11 protein-coding genes are annotated in these 14620 nt (G+C 60.8%); 3 read left to right on the top strand and 8 right to left on the bottom strand.

Going from position 1 to position 14620, the window contains the following annotated elements:
* The first annotated feature begins 14 nt into the window (after positions 1–14).
* Positions 15–1922 carry an elongator complex protein 3 gene (locus ACTQ1E_RS05270; RefSeq protein ID WP_441565137.1) on the top strand — a complete coding sequence of 636 codons (1908 nt, stop codon included), beginning with the start codon at positions 15–17 and terminating at the stop codon, positions 1920–1922.
* A complete protein-coding gene (locus tag ACTQ1E_RS05265) occupies positions 1923–2798 on the top strand; it encodes a spermidine synthase (RefSeq protein WP_441559621.1) in 876 nt (291 codons plus the stop codon). It abuts the gene before it with no gap.
* Positions 2799–3002: 204 nt separating this feature from the next.
* On the opposite strand, the gene ACTQ1E_RS05260 is transcribed toward ACTQ1E_RS05265, so the two are convergent.
* The 8 genes from ACTQ1E_RS05260 to ACTQ1E_RS05225 form a co-directional block, all read right to left on the bottom strand.
* Entirely contained in the window at positions 3003–5447 is a 2445-nt protein-coding gene (locus ACTQ1E_RS05260; protein ID WP_441565135.1) for a DEAD/DEAH box helicase, read from the bottom strand.
* 116 nt (positions 5448–5563) lie between these two features.
* On the bottom strand, positions 5564–6862 hold the full coding sequence (locus tag ACTQ1E_RS05255) for an ATP-binding protein (RefSeq protein WP_441042131.1): 1299 nt from the start codon (positions 6860–6862) through the stop codon (positions 5564–5566).
* A complete protein-coding gene (locus ACTQ1E_RS05250; protein WP_441565133.1) occupies positions 6855–8615 on the bottom strand; it encodes a TerB N-terminal domain-containing protein in 1761 nt (586 codons plus the stop codon). Before ACTQ1E_RS05250 ends, ACTQ1E_RS05255 begins: the two co-directional genes overlap by 8 nt.
* 88 nt (positions 8616–8703) lie before the next feature.
* Entirely contained in the window at positions 8704–9420 is a 717-nt protein-coding gene (locus ACTQ1E_RS05245) for a DUF554 domain-containing protein (RefSeq protein WP_427747902.1), read from the bottom strand.
* An 88-nt stretch (positions 9421–9508) separates the two neighbouring features.
* Positions 9509–10900 (bottom strand): hypothetical protein, encoded by a 1392-nt coding sequence (locus ACTQ1E_RS05240; protein ID WP_441565131.1) that lies wholly within the window; start codon positions 10898–10900, stop codon positions 9509–9511.
* Positions 10901–11180: 280 nt separating this feature from the next.
* On the bottom strand, positions 11181–11783 hold the full coding sequence (locus ACTQ1E_RS05235; protein WP_441048482.1) for a hypothetical protein: 603 nt from the start codon (positions 11781–11783) through the stop codon (positions 11181–11183).
* An 87-nt stretch (positions 11784–11870) separates the two neighbouring features.
* Positions 11871–12380 carry a hypothetical protein gene (locus tag ACTQ1E_RS05230; RefSeq protein WP_427719604.1) on the bottom strand — a complete coding sequence of 170 codons (510 nt, stop codon included), beginning with the start codon at positions 12378–12380 and terminating at the stop codon, positions 11871–11873.
* Entirely contained in the window at positions 12377–12673 is a 297-nt protein-coding gene (locus ACTQ1E_RS05225; RefSeq protein WP_154517147.1) for a hypothetical protein, read from the bottom strand. Before ACTQ1E_RS05225 ends, ACTQ1E_RS05230 begins: the two co-directional genes overlap by 4 nt.
* A 344-nt stretch (positions 12674–13017) precedes the next feature.
* Here ACTQ1E_RS05225 and ACTQ1E_RS05220 point away from each other — a divergent pair, with 344 nt between their 5' ends.
* Positions 13018–14619, top strand: coding sequence for an FAD-binding oxidoreductase (locus tag ACTQ1E_RS05220; protein WP_441565129.1), 1602 nt, complete (start codon positions 13018–13020; stop codon positions 14617–14619).
* The last annotated feature ends 1 nt before the right edge of the window (position 14620 follow it).

Genomic DNA, 14620 nt, shown 5'->3' with positions numbered 1-14620 from the left:
TTTACAATGGGGGCATGGAACAGATTATCTTGAACATACTTGAGACCCTGCGTCGCGGCGAGACCGTAGACGACAAGGCGCTCGTCAAACTGATACATGCCGAGGCGCGCCGTGAGGGTGCCGACAAGCGCGATCTGGCCAAGCGCCGTCTGCTGCCGTTCTACCAGCGGGTTAAACGTGAGGATCCGGCTCGTTGGGCTGCGTGGAATGTCGATTCCGATCTGGAACGTCAACTGCTGCAGGTGCTACGCATGAAGCCGCGCCGCACGGCTTCGGGCGTGGCGACCATTACCGTCATCACCAAGCCGTGGCCGTGCTCGGGCGATTGCCTGTTTTGCCCCAACGACCTGCGTATGCCCAAAAGCTATTTGCATGCCGAGCCCGCGTGCGCCCGTGCGGAGCAAAATTGCTTCGATCCGTATCTGCAGGTGAGCGCTCGTCTGACCGCGCTTTCGCAGATGGGGCATGCGACCGATAAGATTGAGCTCATTGTGCTCGGTGGCACCTGGAGCGACTATCCGGAAGGCTATCAGACATGGTTTATGTCGGAGCTTTTCCGTGCGCTCAATGACGATGCCGTCGCCGGCGTGGCGGCCAACCCCATGTTGGCGCGTCCGGGCATCAGCCGTGCTGAGGCGGGGCGTCTGCTCGACGGTGCACCCGCCGATGCGCTGCCGCCGGTGGTAGCGGAGCGCCGCGAGCGCTATCGGGCTGCCGGCATTGCGACAGACGAGGCCGAGCTCGCTGCCGGCGTTGCCGACGAGCAGGAGCGTGTGGATGCTGCCGTGGGCGGCTATAACCGTGCGGTGCGTCGTCTGTACGGCCCCGGTACGCCGTGGGGCGAGGTCACCGAGTGGCAGACGGCAACGATGGAGGAGCTCGAGCGTCAGCAGCACATCAACGAGACGGCGAAGCATCGCGTGGTGGGACTCGTTATCGAGACGCGCCCCGATGCCGTAACGCCGCAGGCGCTTACGCTCATCCGCCGCCTGGGCTGCACCAAGATCCAGATGGGCATCCAGAGCCTCGACCAGTACCTGCTCGATATCAACGAGCGTCGCATTTCGGTGGGGCAAATCGAGCGGGCGTTTTCGCTTGCGCGCCTGTTTGGCTTTAAGATCCACGCGCATTTTATGCTTAACTTGCTGGGTGCCACACCCGAGGGGGACAAGCGCGACTACGAGCGCTTTATGACCGAGGGGGCCTTTATGCCCGACGAGGTCAAGGTCTACCCGTGCGCGCTCATCGAGGGCTCGCGTCTGGTGGGCTGTTACGAGCGCGGCGAGTGGCGCCCCTATACCGAGGAGGAGCTGCTCGACGTGCTGGCCGACGATATCGTGGTGACGCCGCCGTTCTGCCGCATCAGCCGCATGATCCGCGATTTTAGCTCCGACGACATTATGGTGGGCAACAAGAAGCCCAACCTGCGTCAGCTCGTCGAGAACCGCCTGGCTGCTCGGGGTGACGGTGCGACGGTGCGTGAGATTCGCTATCGCGAGATCAGCACGGCGGGTGCCGACTTGGATGAGCTGACCCTTGACGAGGATGTGGCGTACGAGACGCCGGTGACGCACGAGCGCTTTTTGCAGTGGGTGACGCCGCAGGGCAAGATTGCGGGCTTTTTGCGCCTGTCGCTGCCCGACCATTCGTTTGTTGCCGCGCATGCGGACGAGTTGCCGACGACGCCGGACGAGGCGATGATTCGCGAGGTGCACGTGTACGGCATGGCGGCGCGCGTGGGCGACCAGGGCCAGGCGGCGCAGCATCACGGGTTGGGGCGTTTGCTCGTAGAGCGTGCGTGCGAGATTGCCCGGGATGCGGGTTATGCGCGCATCAACGTGATCAGCGCGATTGGCACGCGCGAGTACTATCGCCATCTTGGATTTTATGACCATGGCCTTTATCTGCAAAAGGAGCTCTAGATGAACAAGCCGAGTGTTTCTGCCGGCGTTGTTGCCGGCGTTGCTCTGGGAGCCGCGGCGCTGGGCGCGGCTGCCGTCGCTGTTCGCGCTGCCTGCCTGCAGGTCGCGCGAACCCGCAATGGATTGGCGCGTGTGAAACGCGTGCACGATGAGGGCGGCGATGAAGTCCGCGTATTGGTGCAAGGCGGTGTCTACCAAAGCGCGAGTTACGTCGGCGAGCGCTGGGCGGAGCCCGTCTTTGCGTATTATCGCGCGTTTGACGACGTGTTTGAGGCCGAGGATGCGATGCGTGACGTTTATGGTCACGGTATCAGCCGTATGCTTATGCTAGGTGGCGGCGGGTTTGCCTATCCCAAATTTGCGCTGATGTCGCACGAGGGCCTGCGCATGGACGTTATCGAGTATGACGGAGAGATTACGCGCCTGGCGCGCCGCTGGTTCTACCTAGACGAGCTAGAGCGCGCGGCGGGCGATCGCCTGCGGGTGATAACCGCTGAGGCTCGCTCGTATCTGGGTGTGACGAGTGTGGGCCATCGTCGCTACGACGTGGTCGTGAGCGATTGCTTTGGCGGTGCCGAGCCCGTACGCGAGCTGGCGACGGTTGAGGCGTTGCGCTTAGTGCGGGGCAGCCTGAACCCCGGGGGTATCTACGTCGCCAATATCGTGAGCGCAAACGAGGGGAGCGATGTAACGTTCCTGCGCGACTGCGCTGCCACGGCACTCGAGGTATTCGCCCACGCCTGGGTGGTCCCCTGTGGCGATACAGAGTTCGGCGGCGAGGAAAACTACCTGCTCATCGCCAGCGACGGGAACTATGCCTTTGCCGAAGCCGTGCCCTTTGACGCCGACTTCCTCGGCGCCGTCCTTCACGACTAGCGCGTCTTTCTGCGACCAGTCTTTCTGGGACGGGGCTTTTTAGCTGCGTTCGGATGCCGGCTCGCTCCACATCGGGAGCAGTCAATTTGGGACGGGGCTATTTTAGCTATCCCTGCCACTAATCGGCCAAACCTTTCGCCTTACCTGCAAGGGCAGCTAAAATAGCCCCGTCCCAAATTGACTGCTCATATAGTCAGCCCCGTTTTATGCGTGGTCGCGCCAGCTGCGGACACGCTGCTTCATACCCTCTATGTCGAGCACGCCTTCGGCAAAGCCCTTACGCACGAGCTCTTCGGGAACGAACTCATCGTAACGATCAAAGTAAGGCACCTCGCCGGGATAGACGAGCTCGATGGGATCGAAGTCCTTCTCGGCCTCGGCGGCGAGTACCTCAAAGAACGTCTCTTCGTCGGCCTTCATCTTAAACTGCATAAAGTACGGGCGCGACGGGTCGAGTCCGCGAAGGCCCAGCTCCGCGGCACATTTAATCTTGAGCATGCGCTCGAGCGCCAAAAAGGCATAGCTGCCCAGCCAGGGGAAGAGCACCCAGGTGTCGCCGCCCAGGTTAATGAGTGGCCTAGTGTCCGCACCCGAAATCTCGGCCGTATGGCGAGCCTGCGCCAGACGGGCTCGCGCGTTGCCCATAAGGTACGGATACGCGGCATGTTCGTTGAGCGCTTTACGCATGCGCTCGAGTACATGCGTGTTGATGTCGCCGGGGCAGTCGCCAAAGTAAGCCGGTACACGGCCCTTGACCTGCGTGGCAAAGACGGTATGGCGCTTCCAGTCCACTTCCTCGACAATCCAGCAGTGCCCGGCGATGGCGATGCGTTCACCGGGCGGTGGGGGATTGACGATCGTGCCCAGCTCGGCCGACTCGCTGCGGACGGTGAACTCCTCGTTTTCCTGGAACACGGCGTAGAACTTAAAATTGTTGATGATGCGCTCGCCCGCGAGGCCCACGATGAGTCCGCCGCCCTCGGTGACCTGGATATGGTCGATCTTAATGAGGTGACGCAGGAGCACGCGATAGTCATCGGCTGAGACGCGGTGGAAATAACTGAGCGTGAGCACGCGCTGGGCAAGTTCTGCCGGCGTGAGCTCTCCGGTGCTGGCAAGCGTCGACATAGTCTGGTGATAGAGCAGACTGTAGGGGAGTCGATCGAGCTCGGGCGGCTCGACCCACTTTTCCTCGCGATAGAGTTGTACGAGTGCGATGCCCTGCAGGAGCTTCCACGGAATGGTTTCGGGCATCATCGTACGCGGCTCGGGCTCTTCCTCGCGCATGACAAACCACATCTCGGGCGGAAGGTCGCGGCGTCCCGTGCGGCCCATTCGCTGCAAAAAGGAACTGACGGTAAATGGCGCATCGATCTGAAACGCACGCTCCAGACGGCCGATATCGATGCCAAGCTCAAGCGTAGAGGTGGTGACGGTCGTCTGTGCCTGCTCCTCATCGCGCATGAGCTCTTCTGCCGTCTCACGCAACGATGCCGAAAGATTGCCGTGATGGATGAGGAAACGGTCAGGCTCGTGTCGGCTCTCGCAGTAGCTGCGCAGCATGGAACATACGGCCTCTGCCTCCTCGCGCGAGTTGGCAAAGACCAGACACTTGCGCCCGCGGGTGTGTTCGAAGATATAGCCCATGCCGGGATCGGCGTTGTCGGGTGCGGTGTCGGTGGGGTTGAGGAGCGCTTGCTCGGCGGCCCGGGGGATGTTGACTTCGCCCTCGGGGGCCGAAGAAGTGCAGCGGTTCCCGGAGCTAGCCTTACCCTGTGCCCGTTCGCGACGTTGACGGCGCTTGTCCTGTGTGGGCTGTCCGCTGTGGCTCGTGCCTTGGGTGTCGGCCGGCAGCGCCGTGGGTGCCGCTGCCTCAATGCGCTCGGAGGCAAGCACTTCGGCCTCTTGAGGACCCATGCTCTCGAATCCCCGCTGCTGTGCCTGGGGACCCGAGTTGTAGAAGTGCTCCATGGAGATGCGCCACACGCGGCGCGGTTCCTCAAAACGGGGGATAACGCAGTCACGTCCCGTTCCCTGTGAGAGAAAAGCGCCCGTGCGCTCGGGGTCGCCGATGGTGGCCGAAAGGCCAATGCGTCGAGGCTGCACGCCGGCCATGCGCGAGAGTCGCTCGATAAGGCAGAGCGTCTGCCCGCCACGGTCGCCGCGCATGAGCGAGTGGACCTCGTCGATGACCACATAGCGCAGGTCGCAAAACATGCGCGGGATCGCCATGTGCTTATGGATCAGGAGCGCCTCGAGTGACTCGGGCGTAATCTGCAAGATGCCGCTCGGCTTTTTGATGAGCTTGGCCTTGTGCGACTGCGAGACATCGCCATGCCAGTGCCAGACAGGGATATCGGCCTCTTCGCAAAGGTCGTTAAGGCGGACGAACTGATCATTGATGAGCGCCTTGAGGGGGCCGATGTAGAGGGCGCCCACGCTCGCGGGCGGCCTCTCCCAAAACTCGGTCAGGATGGGAAAGAAGGCCGCCTCGGTTTTGCCGGAAGCCGTGGATGCCGTCAGGAGCACATTGTCTTGTGTGTTAAAGATGGCATCTGCCGCCGCAACCTGAATGGAGCGGAGACTCTCCCAATCGTGGGAGTAGATGAAGTCTTGGATAAACGGGGCGTAGCGGTCAAAGGCGTTCACGGGGCCTCCTTTCAAAAGCGAATCTCTCAACGCGGCGGGCAATGGCGTGCTGCATGACTGCTTCAATGTTTGCCCAGATAAAACCTGCCAAAATAAACCTGTCCCTTTTTGGCAGGTTAGATGGCGAATTCGGCGAAGTTGCGGTCGGCGCCTGCGGTGCCGGTGTCGTCTGTTGCGGCTGCTGGCGCGTCACCGCCGACGCTTTGCAGCAGCTCGGCCACGTTGGCGTCGGGGTTTTGGCATAGGATGTCGAGCAGCTCGATAAAGTCACGAATGACTTCGCGCGGCGTCAGATGCGTGTCGGCTCCCACGCGACCGAACTCAATCTTGAGGAAGTCCACCAGGTCGCTCTCGGTAAGCGTGGGCGTCCAGCCAAAGTAGCCGGCGTGAATTTGCATGAGTTTTTCGATCAGCACCAGCAACTCTTCGTAGGTGAGTGGCTGCAGACGGATGATGGGCGCGAGCATGTCCTTAAGGTCCTCGCGTGCAAAGCGGCCCTGAGCGAGTCGGCTGCGCAGGGCCTCGTAGGAGAACACGCCGCGGCGGCGGTCTTCGATGGAGGTTGGCGTGCCGCCCATGATCATGCCCAGGTACTGCGCCTTGCCCTGGAGCGTGTCGTTGTACATGGTCAGGATCTTCTCGTAGTTGTATTGGCGCGTGATCGCGTTGGGAATCTTATACAGATTCACGAGTTCGTCGATGAGCACCAGCATGCCCTTGTAGCCGCTGCAGACCAAAAAGCGCGCAATGAGCTTAACGTAGTCGTACCAGTCGTCATCGCTGATGATGGTTGAGGAACCCAGTTCGGCGCGAGCCTCGCTCTTGGTGCGGTATTCGCCGCGGATCCATTTGGTTACGCGGCTCATGGCCTCTTCATCGCCCTCGGATACGGCCGTGCGGTAGCGGCGGAGCATGCGGGCGAAGTCGAAGCCGTGGACCATCTCCTCGAGCGGGGCCAGTTGGGCATTGACGACCGACTCGTCGACGTCGGCACACGAGGCGACCCAGCGATCCAGAATAAGGTTGAGTGCACCGCCCTCGGGGCGCGTCTTGGTCGATATGTTGCGGATGAGCTCACGGTAGGTGGCAAGGCCCTGCCCCTGACCGCCCTGCAGGCGGCGCTCGGGCGACAGGTCGGCATCGGCGACGACAAACCCCTCGCCCATGGCGTGCGTGCGGATGGTCTGGAGCAAAAAGCTCTTGCCTGCGCCGTAGCGACCGACCAGAAACCGGAAGCTCGCGCCACCGTCGGCGATGAGACTCAAATCGGTGAGCAGGGCGCGGATCTCGACCTCGCGCCCTACGGTGATATAGGGAAGGCCGATGCGCGGGACCACACCGCCCTTGAGTGAGTTGAGAATGACGGCAGCGACGCGCTTGGGCACGCGGGGTGCTGCGGATGCGGTATCACTCATGGTCTAGGTATCCTCTCACGTCTGCTTCGTAATCCTCGATAATTTGCGGTCCTGCCGCGCCGAACTCGATAACGGTGTCTCCCACCAGGTCAAAGAGCGTCTCGTTGATGCTGTCGACGAGCATATCCTCGCTCTGGCCCGACCTCTCCACTGCCGATGTCGCTTGCGCTGTGTTTTGCTCGAGGAGCGCGCGAAGAAAGGCATCCTCGGCGGGCGCGAGTTTGTTCGTAGCTTCGGCAGACGCGGGCGTTACGGGTGCGGGCGCAGACACGAGGAGCGGTGCCATGACGCCAAACTCTTCGGCGGAGACAGTCGGCTCGTCGGGTTCGTCTTGCTGAATGGTCATCTCGCCAGGTTCGGCAGTCATGCCGGGCGCAGGCTCGCGGCCCGGCTGCTCGATAAGCGTTGCCTCGGCTTCCACGGGCGTGCCGTCCTCGCGCTCCTCATCAATCAAAAGCGCTTCACGCGTTTGCGCGGCGGCGCTCCGAATGTGCCCCAGCTGGCTCAAATCGATATCGATCTTGACGGGCTGGTGTGCGGCATCCCACGAAAGCCATGCCACGATCTCGTCATCGATGATTTTGGCCAGATATTTGGGGACCTTCTCCTCCTTCAGGGGGTGGGCGGGGGCTAGGGCCAGGCGCAGACGTTGGTCGCAGGCGCGCATCATCTCACCAAGCTTGCTGCTCTTTTGCCTGCTGCCGTGAATTCGCATGCATTCCCAAAAACCGTTTTGGCAGCGGTAGATATGGATGGGGTCAAGACGGTATTCGCAGTCCTCGTGGCGCTCGGGCGCAAAGAACACGGCCGAGGCAAACATGGTATAGGGCATGGCCGTCTCCTCCCCAAACAAGCTCGCCACGATACCGGTCTTTCGGTGCGTGTCATAGTAGCGCGCCATGCGGACGTACACGGCACATGCCACGTGGCGTAGGTCGCGATGGTGGCTGCGATCGAGTCTAGAGTTATCGAGGTTATACGTGGAGAGGGCGTTGATAGCGGCCATGAGTCGCTCCTCGCCCGCCTCGTCGGGCGGGAGGGGGAGCGTAGGCTCGGAGGTCTTGCGACGCGCAGGCGCCAGGTCCGACGGCGTCGGTGCAGGTGCAAGGTCTCGAGCCGCGCGCCGCAGCTCGATAAGGGCGTTATCGAACATGACGGTTTTAGAGTCGCGAAGCAGTTTGGGGTCGAGCCCGTGGAAAACGGCGTAATCTTGCAACCACACGCGTGCAAACCGGTCGATGCCGGGCTCGAAGGCACGATAGGCGTTCCAAAAGGCCTTGATCTTGCTAAAGCCATCGAGTGGGTCATCTACGCCAATGCCGCAGATCAGCTCATAGAGATACAGGAAGGCAAAGGACGTAGACGTTTCCTCGACAGTTCCGCGGCGCACTTGGGCACGCCAGGTAAAGTAGCCGCGCAACTGTCGATCGCTCATGGCATTGTAGGTGGGAAAGTACGACTTAAAGGTGCCGTTGTAGGGACAATCGTCCTCGAAGTCGGCCATCAGCAGGCCTTGGCGGTAAAAGAGCTCCGCCTCCGATAGCCAACGTCCCGCGCCGCCTTTGGGATCATCTTGCCAGCGTGATATCTCGCGCATCTTGCGGTACTGGTCGGGGAGGAAGTTCTGCATCTGTCGACCGGTCTTGAGAATCGGCTCGTCAGCATAGATTTCGTTTGAGAAGCGGGCGGACTGATGGGTCCGGGCCTCGGCCATAATGCGCTCGATGAGCATCTTGACGTCCTGGTCGGCCACCGCTTCTCCTCTCCTAACGCAGCTTCGGTGACCTCATATCATAGCACAGCATCAAACAGGTGTTCGAGAAACCGCTACGTAGATAGATTTAGAACAAGAGGGCGTAGATGACCGCCACGACGACGGAGGGGAGCATGTTGGCCGTGCGGAAGGTCTGAGGTCGAATAAGGTTAACCCCAACACAGAAGATGAGCATAGAGCCCACAAGCGAAAGGCTGTCGAGGGCTGCGGTGGTCATGATGGGGGAGAGTGAGCCGGCAAAAAGCGTGATCGTGCCCTGGAATACGGCAACGGGCAGGGCCGAGAAGATGCAGCCGCGGCCAAGCGAGGCCGTCATGGTGCAGACGATGATGCAGTCCAGCGCGCCCTTCAGGGCAAGCGTGGACCAGTCGCCGAGCAGACCGTCCTGAATCGATCCTACGATGGCCATGGCACCGATACACACGGTGAGCGATGCCGAGACAAAGGCGTTGGTGAACTCGTTGTCGCCTTCGCTGCCGGTTTTGCGCTTGAGCCATTCGCCGAGGTTCTCGATGGCGGCCTCCAGGTTGATGGCCTCGCCGATGAGCGAACCGAGGGCAAATGAGACGATAAGCATGGTGGTGCCGGTGGTCGCCAACGCCTCTCCATCGATAACGAGCATCTTTTGCATGGTGCCGCCCAGGCCGATAAACAGAACACACAACCCCGACGCCTTCATGAGCGTGTCTTGGATGCGAGGCGTAATGAAGCGCCCACCCATAAGGCCAAGCAGACCGCCCGCGATCAAAAGCGCGACGTTGATGATCGTTCCTAAACCCGGCATGAACCCTCCTGTAATTGATGCCAACGCGGCAATCGTAGCAGAACGGGGAGGGGGCGCTCAGTATCCGAGCCAAGCGGCGGTTAGCGGTCTAGGACAGGATGGGGCTAAAGTCGAAGCGCAGCGTCATGAGGTGCTGTGGGGATTCGATGGCTGCGGCAATGATGTCGGCATCTCGTGCGCGATCGAACCCTTCAAGTTCCATTTGATAGGGGACGTCTTCTTGGATACCGATGCGACGAGGAACCAAAAGCTTGGTTCCGTCGAATTCTTCGGTTCGCGTTCCGTCTGCTGCAACGGAATAAAGGTGTAACTTGGCGGTCGTTGTGGCGTCAAGTGCCGAGATAGCTTGGATATCGTTCGATGCGCTCTTTGCTCCCACTGCTGTAAGTGCCGTAGGCGCGACGACTTCGCCCGAAGGCAAAAAGACGAGCTCGACGGTGTTGGGGAATGCGATGAGGATATTTTTGCGGCGGGGCGCATTGGCAGCGACTGGCTCAATGCTTGCAGCATCGACGGTTTCCGTGTGGTCGAGCGCGACCATCATGCAACAGTTGCCTTCGTCGACACTTGGGGGAGCGGCAAAGTCCAGGCCGTCTTTCGGTTGGGAATCGCCTAGTTCGGTGGCGCTGCCGCTTGGCTTCTCGAGAGGAACCGCAGCGTTGTCTTCTGATGATGCATCGTCAACATGTGCCGGTACGTCTGCGACCTCGTCTTTGGGGGATTTGTCATTATCGCTCGACATAGGAGCGGCAATCTCGACGGATCCCACTCCGTGCCATGTCATTTGGAGCAGCGCCGGATCGGCGAGAATGCGCTGCACGCCCGGCTCCTGGGCATCGATATTGATGGGGGCGGGTTCTGATCCGCGCGCGAGGTTAAGCGAGCCCTTCTGCCTGGTGCTTTGAGCCTTTTGGTCGTCCGCGTCGCCAGCGTAGAACAGCAAAGGTGCATCTCCCGTTGCGATGGCTTCGGTGTCCGCCTTGGTCAGTCGCAGCGACGCCGTAAAGGAGATGATGGGCTGCGCGCCATCGGCATTCGAGGGAACGCAGCCCAGGCATACACCCCCTTCTTCTTCATGGGCCGCGCTGTCGAAGACGACCTTTGCCCCGTTCGCCGAGTCATCGACCGAGGCAATATCGATGCGCAGCTCTAAGTCGCATGGGTCGCCATCGGCGTCGACTGCAGCCGATTTCCATGTGCAGATGGCGCAACCTGTCTGGGGGCCGTTCTCCTTGTCCGGTCGATTGATATCCACGACTATCGAGTCGACCGTATTGCGGTGAAGGCATCCCGAGGTTCGGACCGTGGCATGTGCGAGCGAAAAACGTTGGCAGGCGATGATACCCGACGAATTCGACGCGGGGTTCAGAGCTTGCGGTAAGGAGCTTGCCGTGGCGGGCGTCGCCCAAGCGGCGAGAGGCGTACCGCTCGCCAGTGCGCTGCAGAGCGCGGCAACGGGCAAAAGGTTTTTGGGTGCCATGGTTCTCCTATCTATTCCGCGTACTCCGGTCGTGCTTGGCTATTGGTTGCGTTTGATGTGCAGGCCAAGGCACGTCAGTCCTGCTCCCACCGTGGCGACGCCTACCGCAATGAGTTGCCGGGTGTCGCTCGTCTGGACGAGCGGCTCGTGACGGCTGCCGCGATTAAGGCCCGAAAGATCGACGGTCACTTCTGTGGCCGCTTGCGCTTGCTCTTGTTGAGCAAAGGCCATTGCGGGTGCGGACGCCAAGATGCCGACGATGGCGGCCAGTGCAATCGCCTTAGGACGTGGCGTGCGCACCGGGCTCGACCGTCCAGGTGATGCTTGCCACTTGATCTCCCGTACCGGTGGCGTGGTAGATGTCACGCGTGACGCGGGCGACGTGGCCACTCACATTGAGCCTAATTTTGTCCGTTCCGTCGGCAATGTCCTTGTACTTCATGTCGAAGCTTGCGTCTTGGGAAAGATCGAGGCCCGTAGTCTGAGTCGCCGAGCTGGCATCCTTTTCTGCCGTATCGGGGCCAACCTTAAAATCGATGGAGTTCTGGGCCGAGCCCGTCTTTGCGTCTGCAACGATTGTCCAGTCGTTCTTGGCCGTGACCTTCATGTTGGTGACGTGGATGCCATATGCCGAGAGGTTGTCGATGGTAATCGTATTGTCGGAGGGTCCTACAAGCGTTCCGTCGGCTTTGGCGGCAAAGGGGATGACCGTTGGCGCCTTAAACGAAACATTGCTAATGTCGGCCTTCACCGTCACATCGGTGGTTCCAACGCGCACCTCTGCCATGGCCGCCGTTGGCGCGGCGCCCATCGCAAGTGCGAGCGTAAGCCCTGCGCCCACGGCGAGTGCCCTGGCTCCGCTCAGGTTCATGGGTGTGTTCATAATCGATCCTTTCTGCTCGTCACGGACTGTTTCCGTGATGGTTGGACGAATGGGGACAGGGTGCTGCCCCTGCGAGCGCGTCGGCCACTAGCCTTCTGCCTGTGCCACCCGCACTTTGACGCGCGTCGGATTGCCGTGGGTGTCGTAGGTCTTGGCATCGAGTGCCTGAATCTCGATATATGCCTCGCCTTCTTGGATATCGCCGGCGGGGCAGGTCTCAACCGTCTTGCCGGCTTCGACCACACCGGACTCATAGATGGTCTCGTCGTTTTGAATCACGCGGAAGCGCTGGGGAAACTTGTTGTCTTGGACGTTTTGCACGTTGACGCGCAACTTGCCGCCTTCCTGCAACTGTGCGACCGGCGCGACCGAGATCGTCATCATGTTGTCGCGGACGATGGCGTCGAGCTCATCCTGGATTTCTTGGCGCGATTTACCTTCTGCCGTCGTGACTGAGGCGCCCGCTTCGGGCACGGGCTGCGACTGCCAGGCGTATAGCCCTACGGCGATGAGGGCGCAGACGACAGCCAGGCAGACAACGACGAGTTTCTTGCGACGCCCCAGTCCTGCAAGGCGGGGCGGCTTCTTCGCACTCATGCGGCGTCCTTGGTGGTGTAGACACGTGCGAACGTGGACGGGTCCGCTCCAAAGAGCATGTGAAGCATCAGGCGGCGCGAGTAGATGAGCTCGTCGAAGTCGTGAGGGAGCTCGATGTTGTGGATACGCGCGATGTGGTGGGCGAGCGCCGAGAACGACTCGGGGTCGCAGATCACATCGGTGGTGACGTGGTAGACCTCCGTACCTGGAAATGCATCTTCGTCGAAAGGCAAGAGATAGGGGTCGTCATCGACTTCGATGGCGAAACCGTATTGGGGCCAGTAATATGCCATGGAAACCTCCCTGCTCTGGGGCCAAAACTCCTATTGGTTTGGCTGTCGATGCCGACCGTATCAGCCGCAACTTGCCCAATAACTAACCAATTGCTTGACGAGCCGATATCCCCGCAGGTAAAAGCATGTGAAAAAAATCTCAACTATTTTTGACTGATAAATGCACATGTTGTGGCTGCGCGGCAACGTGTGGCAAAAGCATCGCTTGTCTCGAAAATTCCGCCGTTCGCCGAATTGCGCGAACGTTAAAAACGTCAATTATGGAGACGGTCTCGAACATGTCGGTGAAACGATGCGGTAACATTTCCCTGCAAACACTGTAGTTAGCTAAAGGGGGAGTTCGCGTGTCTGCAACCATCAAACCCTTCACCGACGAGTTCGAAGAGTATGGTCGCGATGAGTCTCGCACATCGGGCGAGGCCTCGAGCATCTCGTTTCCGACAACGGAGGACGAGGTCCGCGCCATTATGGAAAAGCTCCATGCCGAGCGTGTCCCGGTGACGGTTCAGGGCGCCCGGACCGGTCTTGCCGCCGGCGCCGTGCCTCATGGCGGTCACATTCTCAATACTTCCCGCATGAATCGCTACCTAGGCATTCGCCGCGATGAGCAGGGCCGCTTTCTTTTGCGCGTGGCGCCCGGCGTCGTGCTGTCTGAGCTGCGCAAGCAACTGGGCAAGAAAGTGCTGCCGACTGCCGGCTGGGACCAGGCATCGCTTGAGGCCTACGAGGAGTTCCAGGAAGCTCCCGAGCAATTCTTTCCTACCGATCCCACCGAGGCATCTGCCTGCCTGGGCGGTATGGCGGCATGCAACGCTTCCGGCGCCCGTAGCTACGCTTACGGCCCCATGCGCCCTCACGTCACGGGCCTTCATGTCGTGCTGACCGATGGCGACCTGCTCGAGCTTCACCGTGGCGAGGTTTTTGCACAGGGTCGTCGCCTTTCGCTCGTTACGGTGCAGGGCCGCACGCTCGAGCTCGACCTTCCCGACTACACCATGCCCAAGACCAAAAATGCTTCGGGCTATTTCGTTGCTGACGATATGGATGCCATCGATCTGTTTATCGGTGCGTGTGGAACACTCGGCGTCATCACCGAGCTCGAGATTGCCCTGCAGGCGGCGCCTACGGTCGTTTGGGGCGTGAGCTGCTTCTTTGACAGCGAAGACAAGGCCGTGTCCTTCACCGATTCTGTACGTCCCGTCCTGTCCCACGCGGCTGCCATCGAATATTTCGATGCGGGCGCCCTGGATATCCTGCGTCGTCAGCGCGAGCAGTCGAGTGCGTTCGCCTCGCTGCCGGCGCTCGACAAAGACGCCAAGGTCTGTGTCTACGTGGAGCTCGACTGCGACGACGAAGCCCAGGCGACTGAGGAGCTGTATCACTTGGGGTGGGTACTGGAGCTTGCGGGCGGCAGCGACGATGCGACATGGGTCGCGCGCACCGAGGTCGATCGCGAGTGTCAGCGATTCTTCCGCCATGCGGTGCCCGAGAGCGTCAACATGCTCATCGACGAGCGTCGCCGCACGGACCCCACCATTACCAAGCTGGGGTCGGATATGTCGGTGCCCAACGCACGTTTGGCCGATGTCATCGCCCTTTATCGCCGCACGTTGGCCGAAAGTGGGCTTGAATCTGCCGCCTGGGGGCACATCGGTAACAACCATCTGCATGTGAACATTCTGCCGCGCGATGCGCAGGATTACCGCCGCGGCGGAGAGCTCTTTGCCCAGTGGGCTTCCGAGGTCACGGCCATGGGCGGCGCCGTCTCCGCCGAACACGGCGTCGGCAAGATCAAGGCGGGCTTCTTGGAGACGATGTACGGTCACGAGGCCATGGTCGAGTCGGCGCGGCTCAAGCTCCAGCTCGATCCTGCCGGGCAGTTGGGCCGCGGTAACCTGTTTTCGGAGAAGCTCTTGGATGAGCTCGTCCAGAAAGGGGGCGCGTGAA

This window comes from Collinsella sp. LCP21S3_C7, from assembly GCF_052118485.1.
Taxonomy (GTDB): Bacteria; Actinomycetota; Coriobacteriia; order Coriobacteriales; family Coriobacteriaceae; genus Collinsella.
Note: the sequence above shows the minus strand (reverse complement) of the source record. Positions and strands in the feature narration are given on the sequence as shown.

Bases quoted from the DNA above. Each gene is read 5' to 3' on its own strand.
- ACTQ1E_RS05270 (WP_441565137.1), top strand. From the start codon at position 15: ATGGAACAGATTATCTTGAACATACTTGAGACCCTGCGTCGCGGCGAG.
- ACTQ1E_RS05265 (WP_441559621.1), top strand. From the start codon at position 1,923: ATGAACAAGCCGAGTGTTTCTGCCGGCGTTGTTGCCGGCGTTGCTCTG.
- ACTQ1E_RS05255 (WP_441042131.1), bottom strand. From the start codon at position 6,862: ATGAGTGATACCGCATCCGCAGCACCCCGCGTGCCCAAGCGCGTCGCT.
- ACTQ1E_RS05245 (WP_427747902.1), bottom strand. From the start codon at position 9,420: ATGCCGGGTTTAGGAACGATCATCAACGTCGCGCTTTTGATCGCGGGC.
- ACTQ1E_RS05240 (WP_441565131.1), bottom strand. From the start codon at position 10,900: ATGGCACCCAAAAACCTTTTGCCCGTTGCCGCGCTCTGCAGCGCACTG.
- ACTQ1E_RS05235 (WP_441048482.1), bottom strand. From the start codon at position 11,783: ATGAACACACCCATGAACCTGAGCGGAGCCAGGGCACTCGCCGTGGGC.
- ACTQ1E_RS05230 (WP_427719604.1), bottom strand. From the start codon at position 12,380: ATGAGTGCGAAGAAGCCGCCCCGCCTTGCAGGACTGGGGCGTCGCAAG.
- ACTQ1E_RS05225 (WP_154517147.1), bottom strand. From the start codon at position 12,673: ATGGCATATTACTGGCCCCAATACGGTTTCGCCATCGAAGTCGATGAC.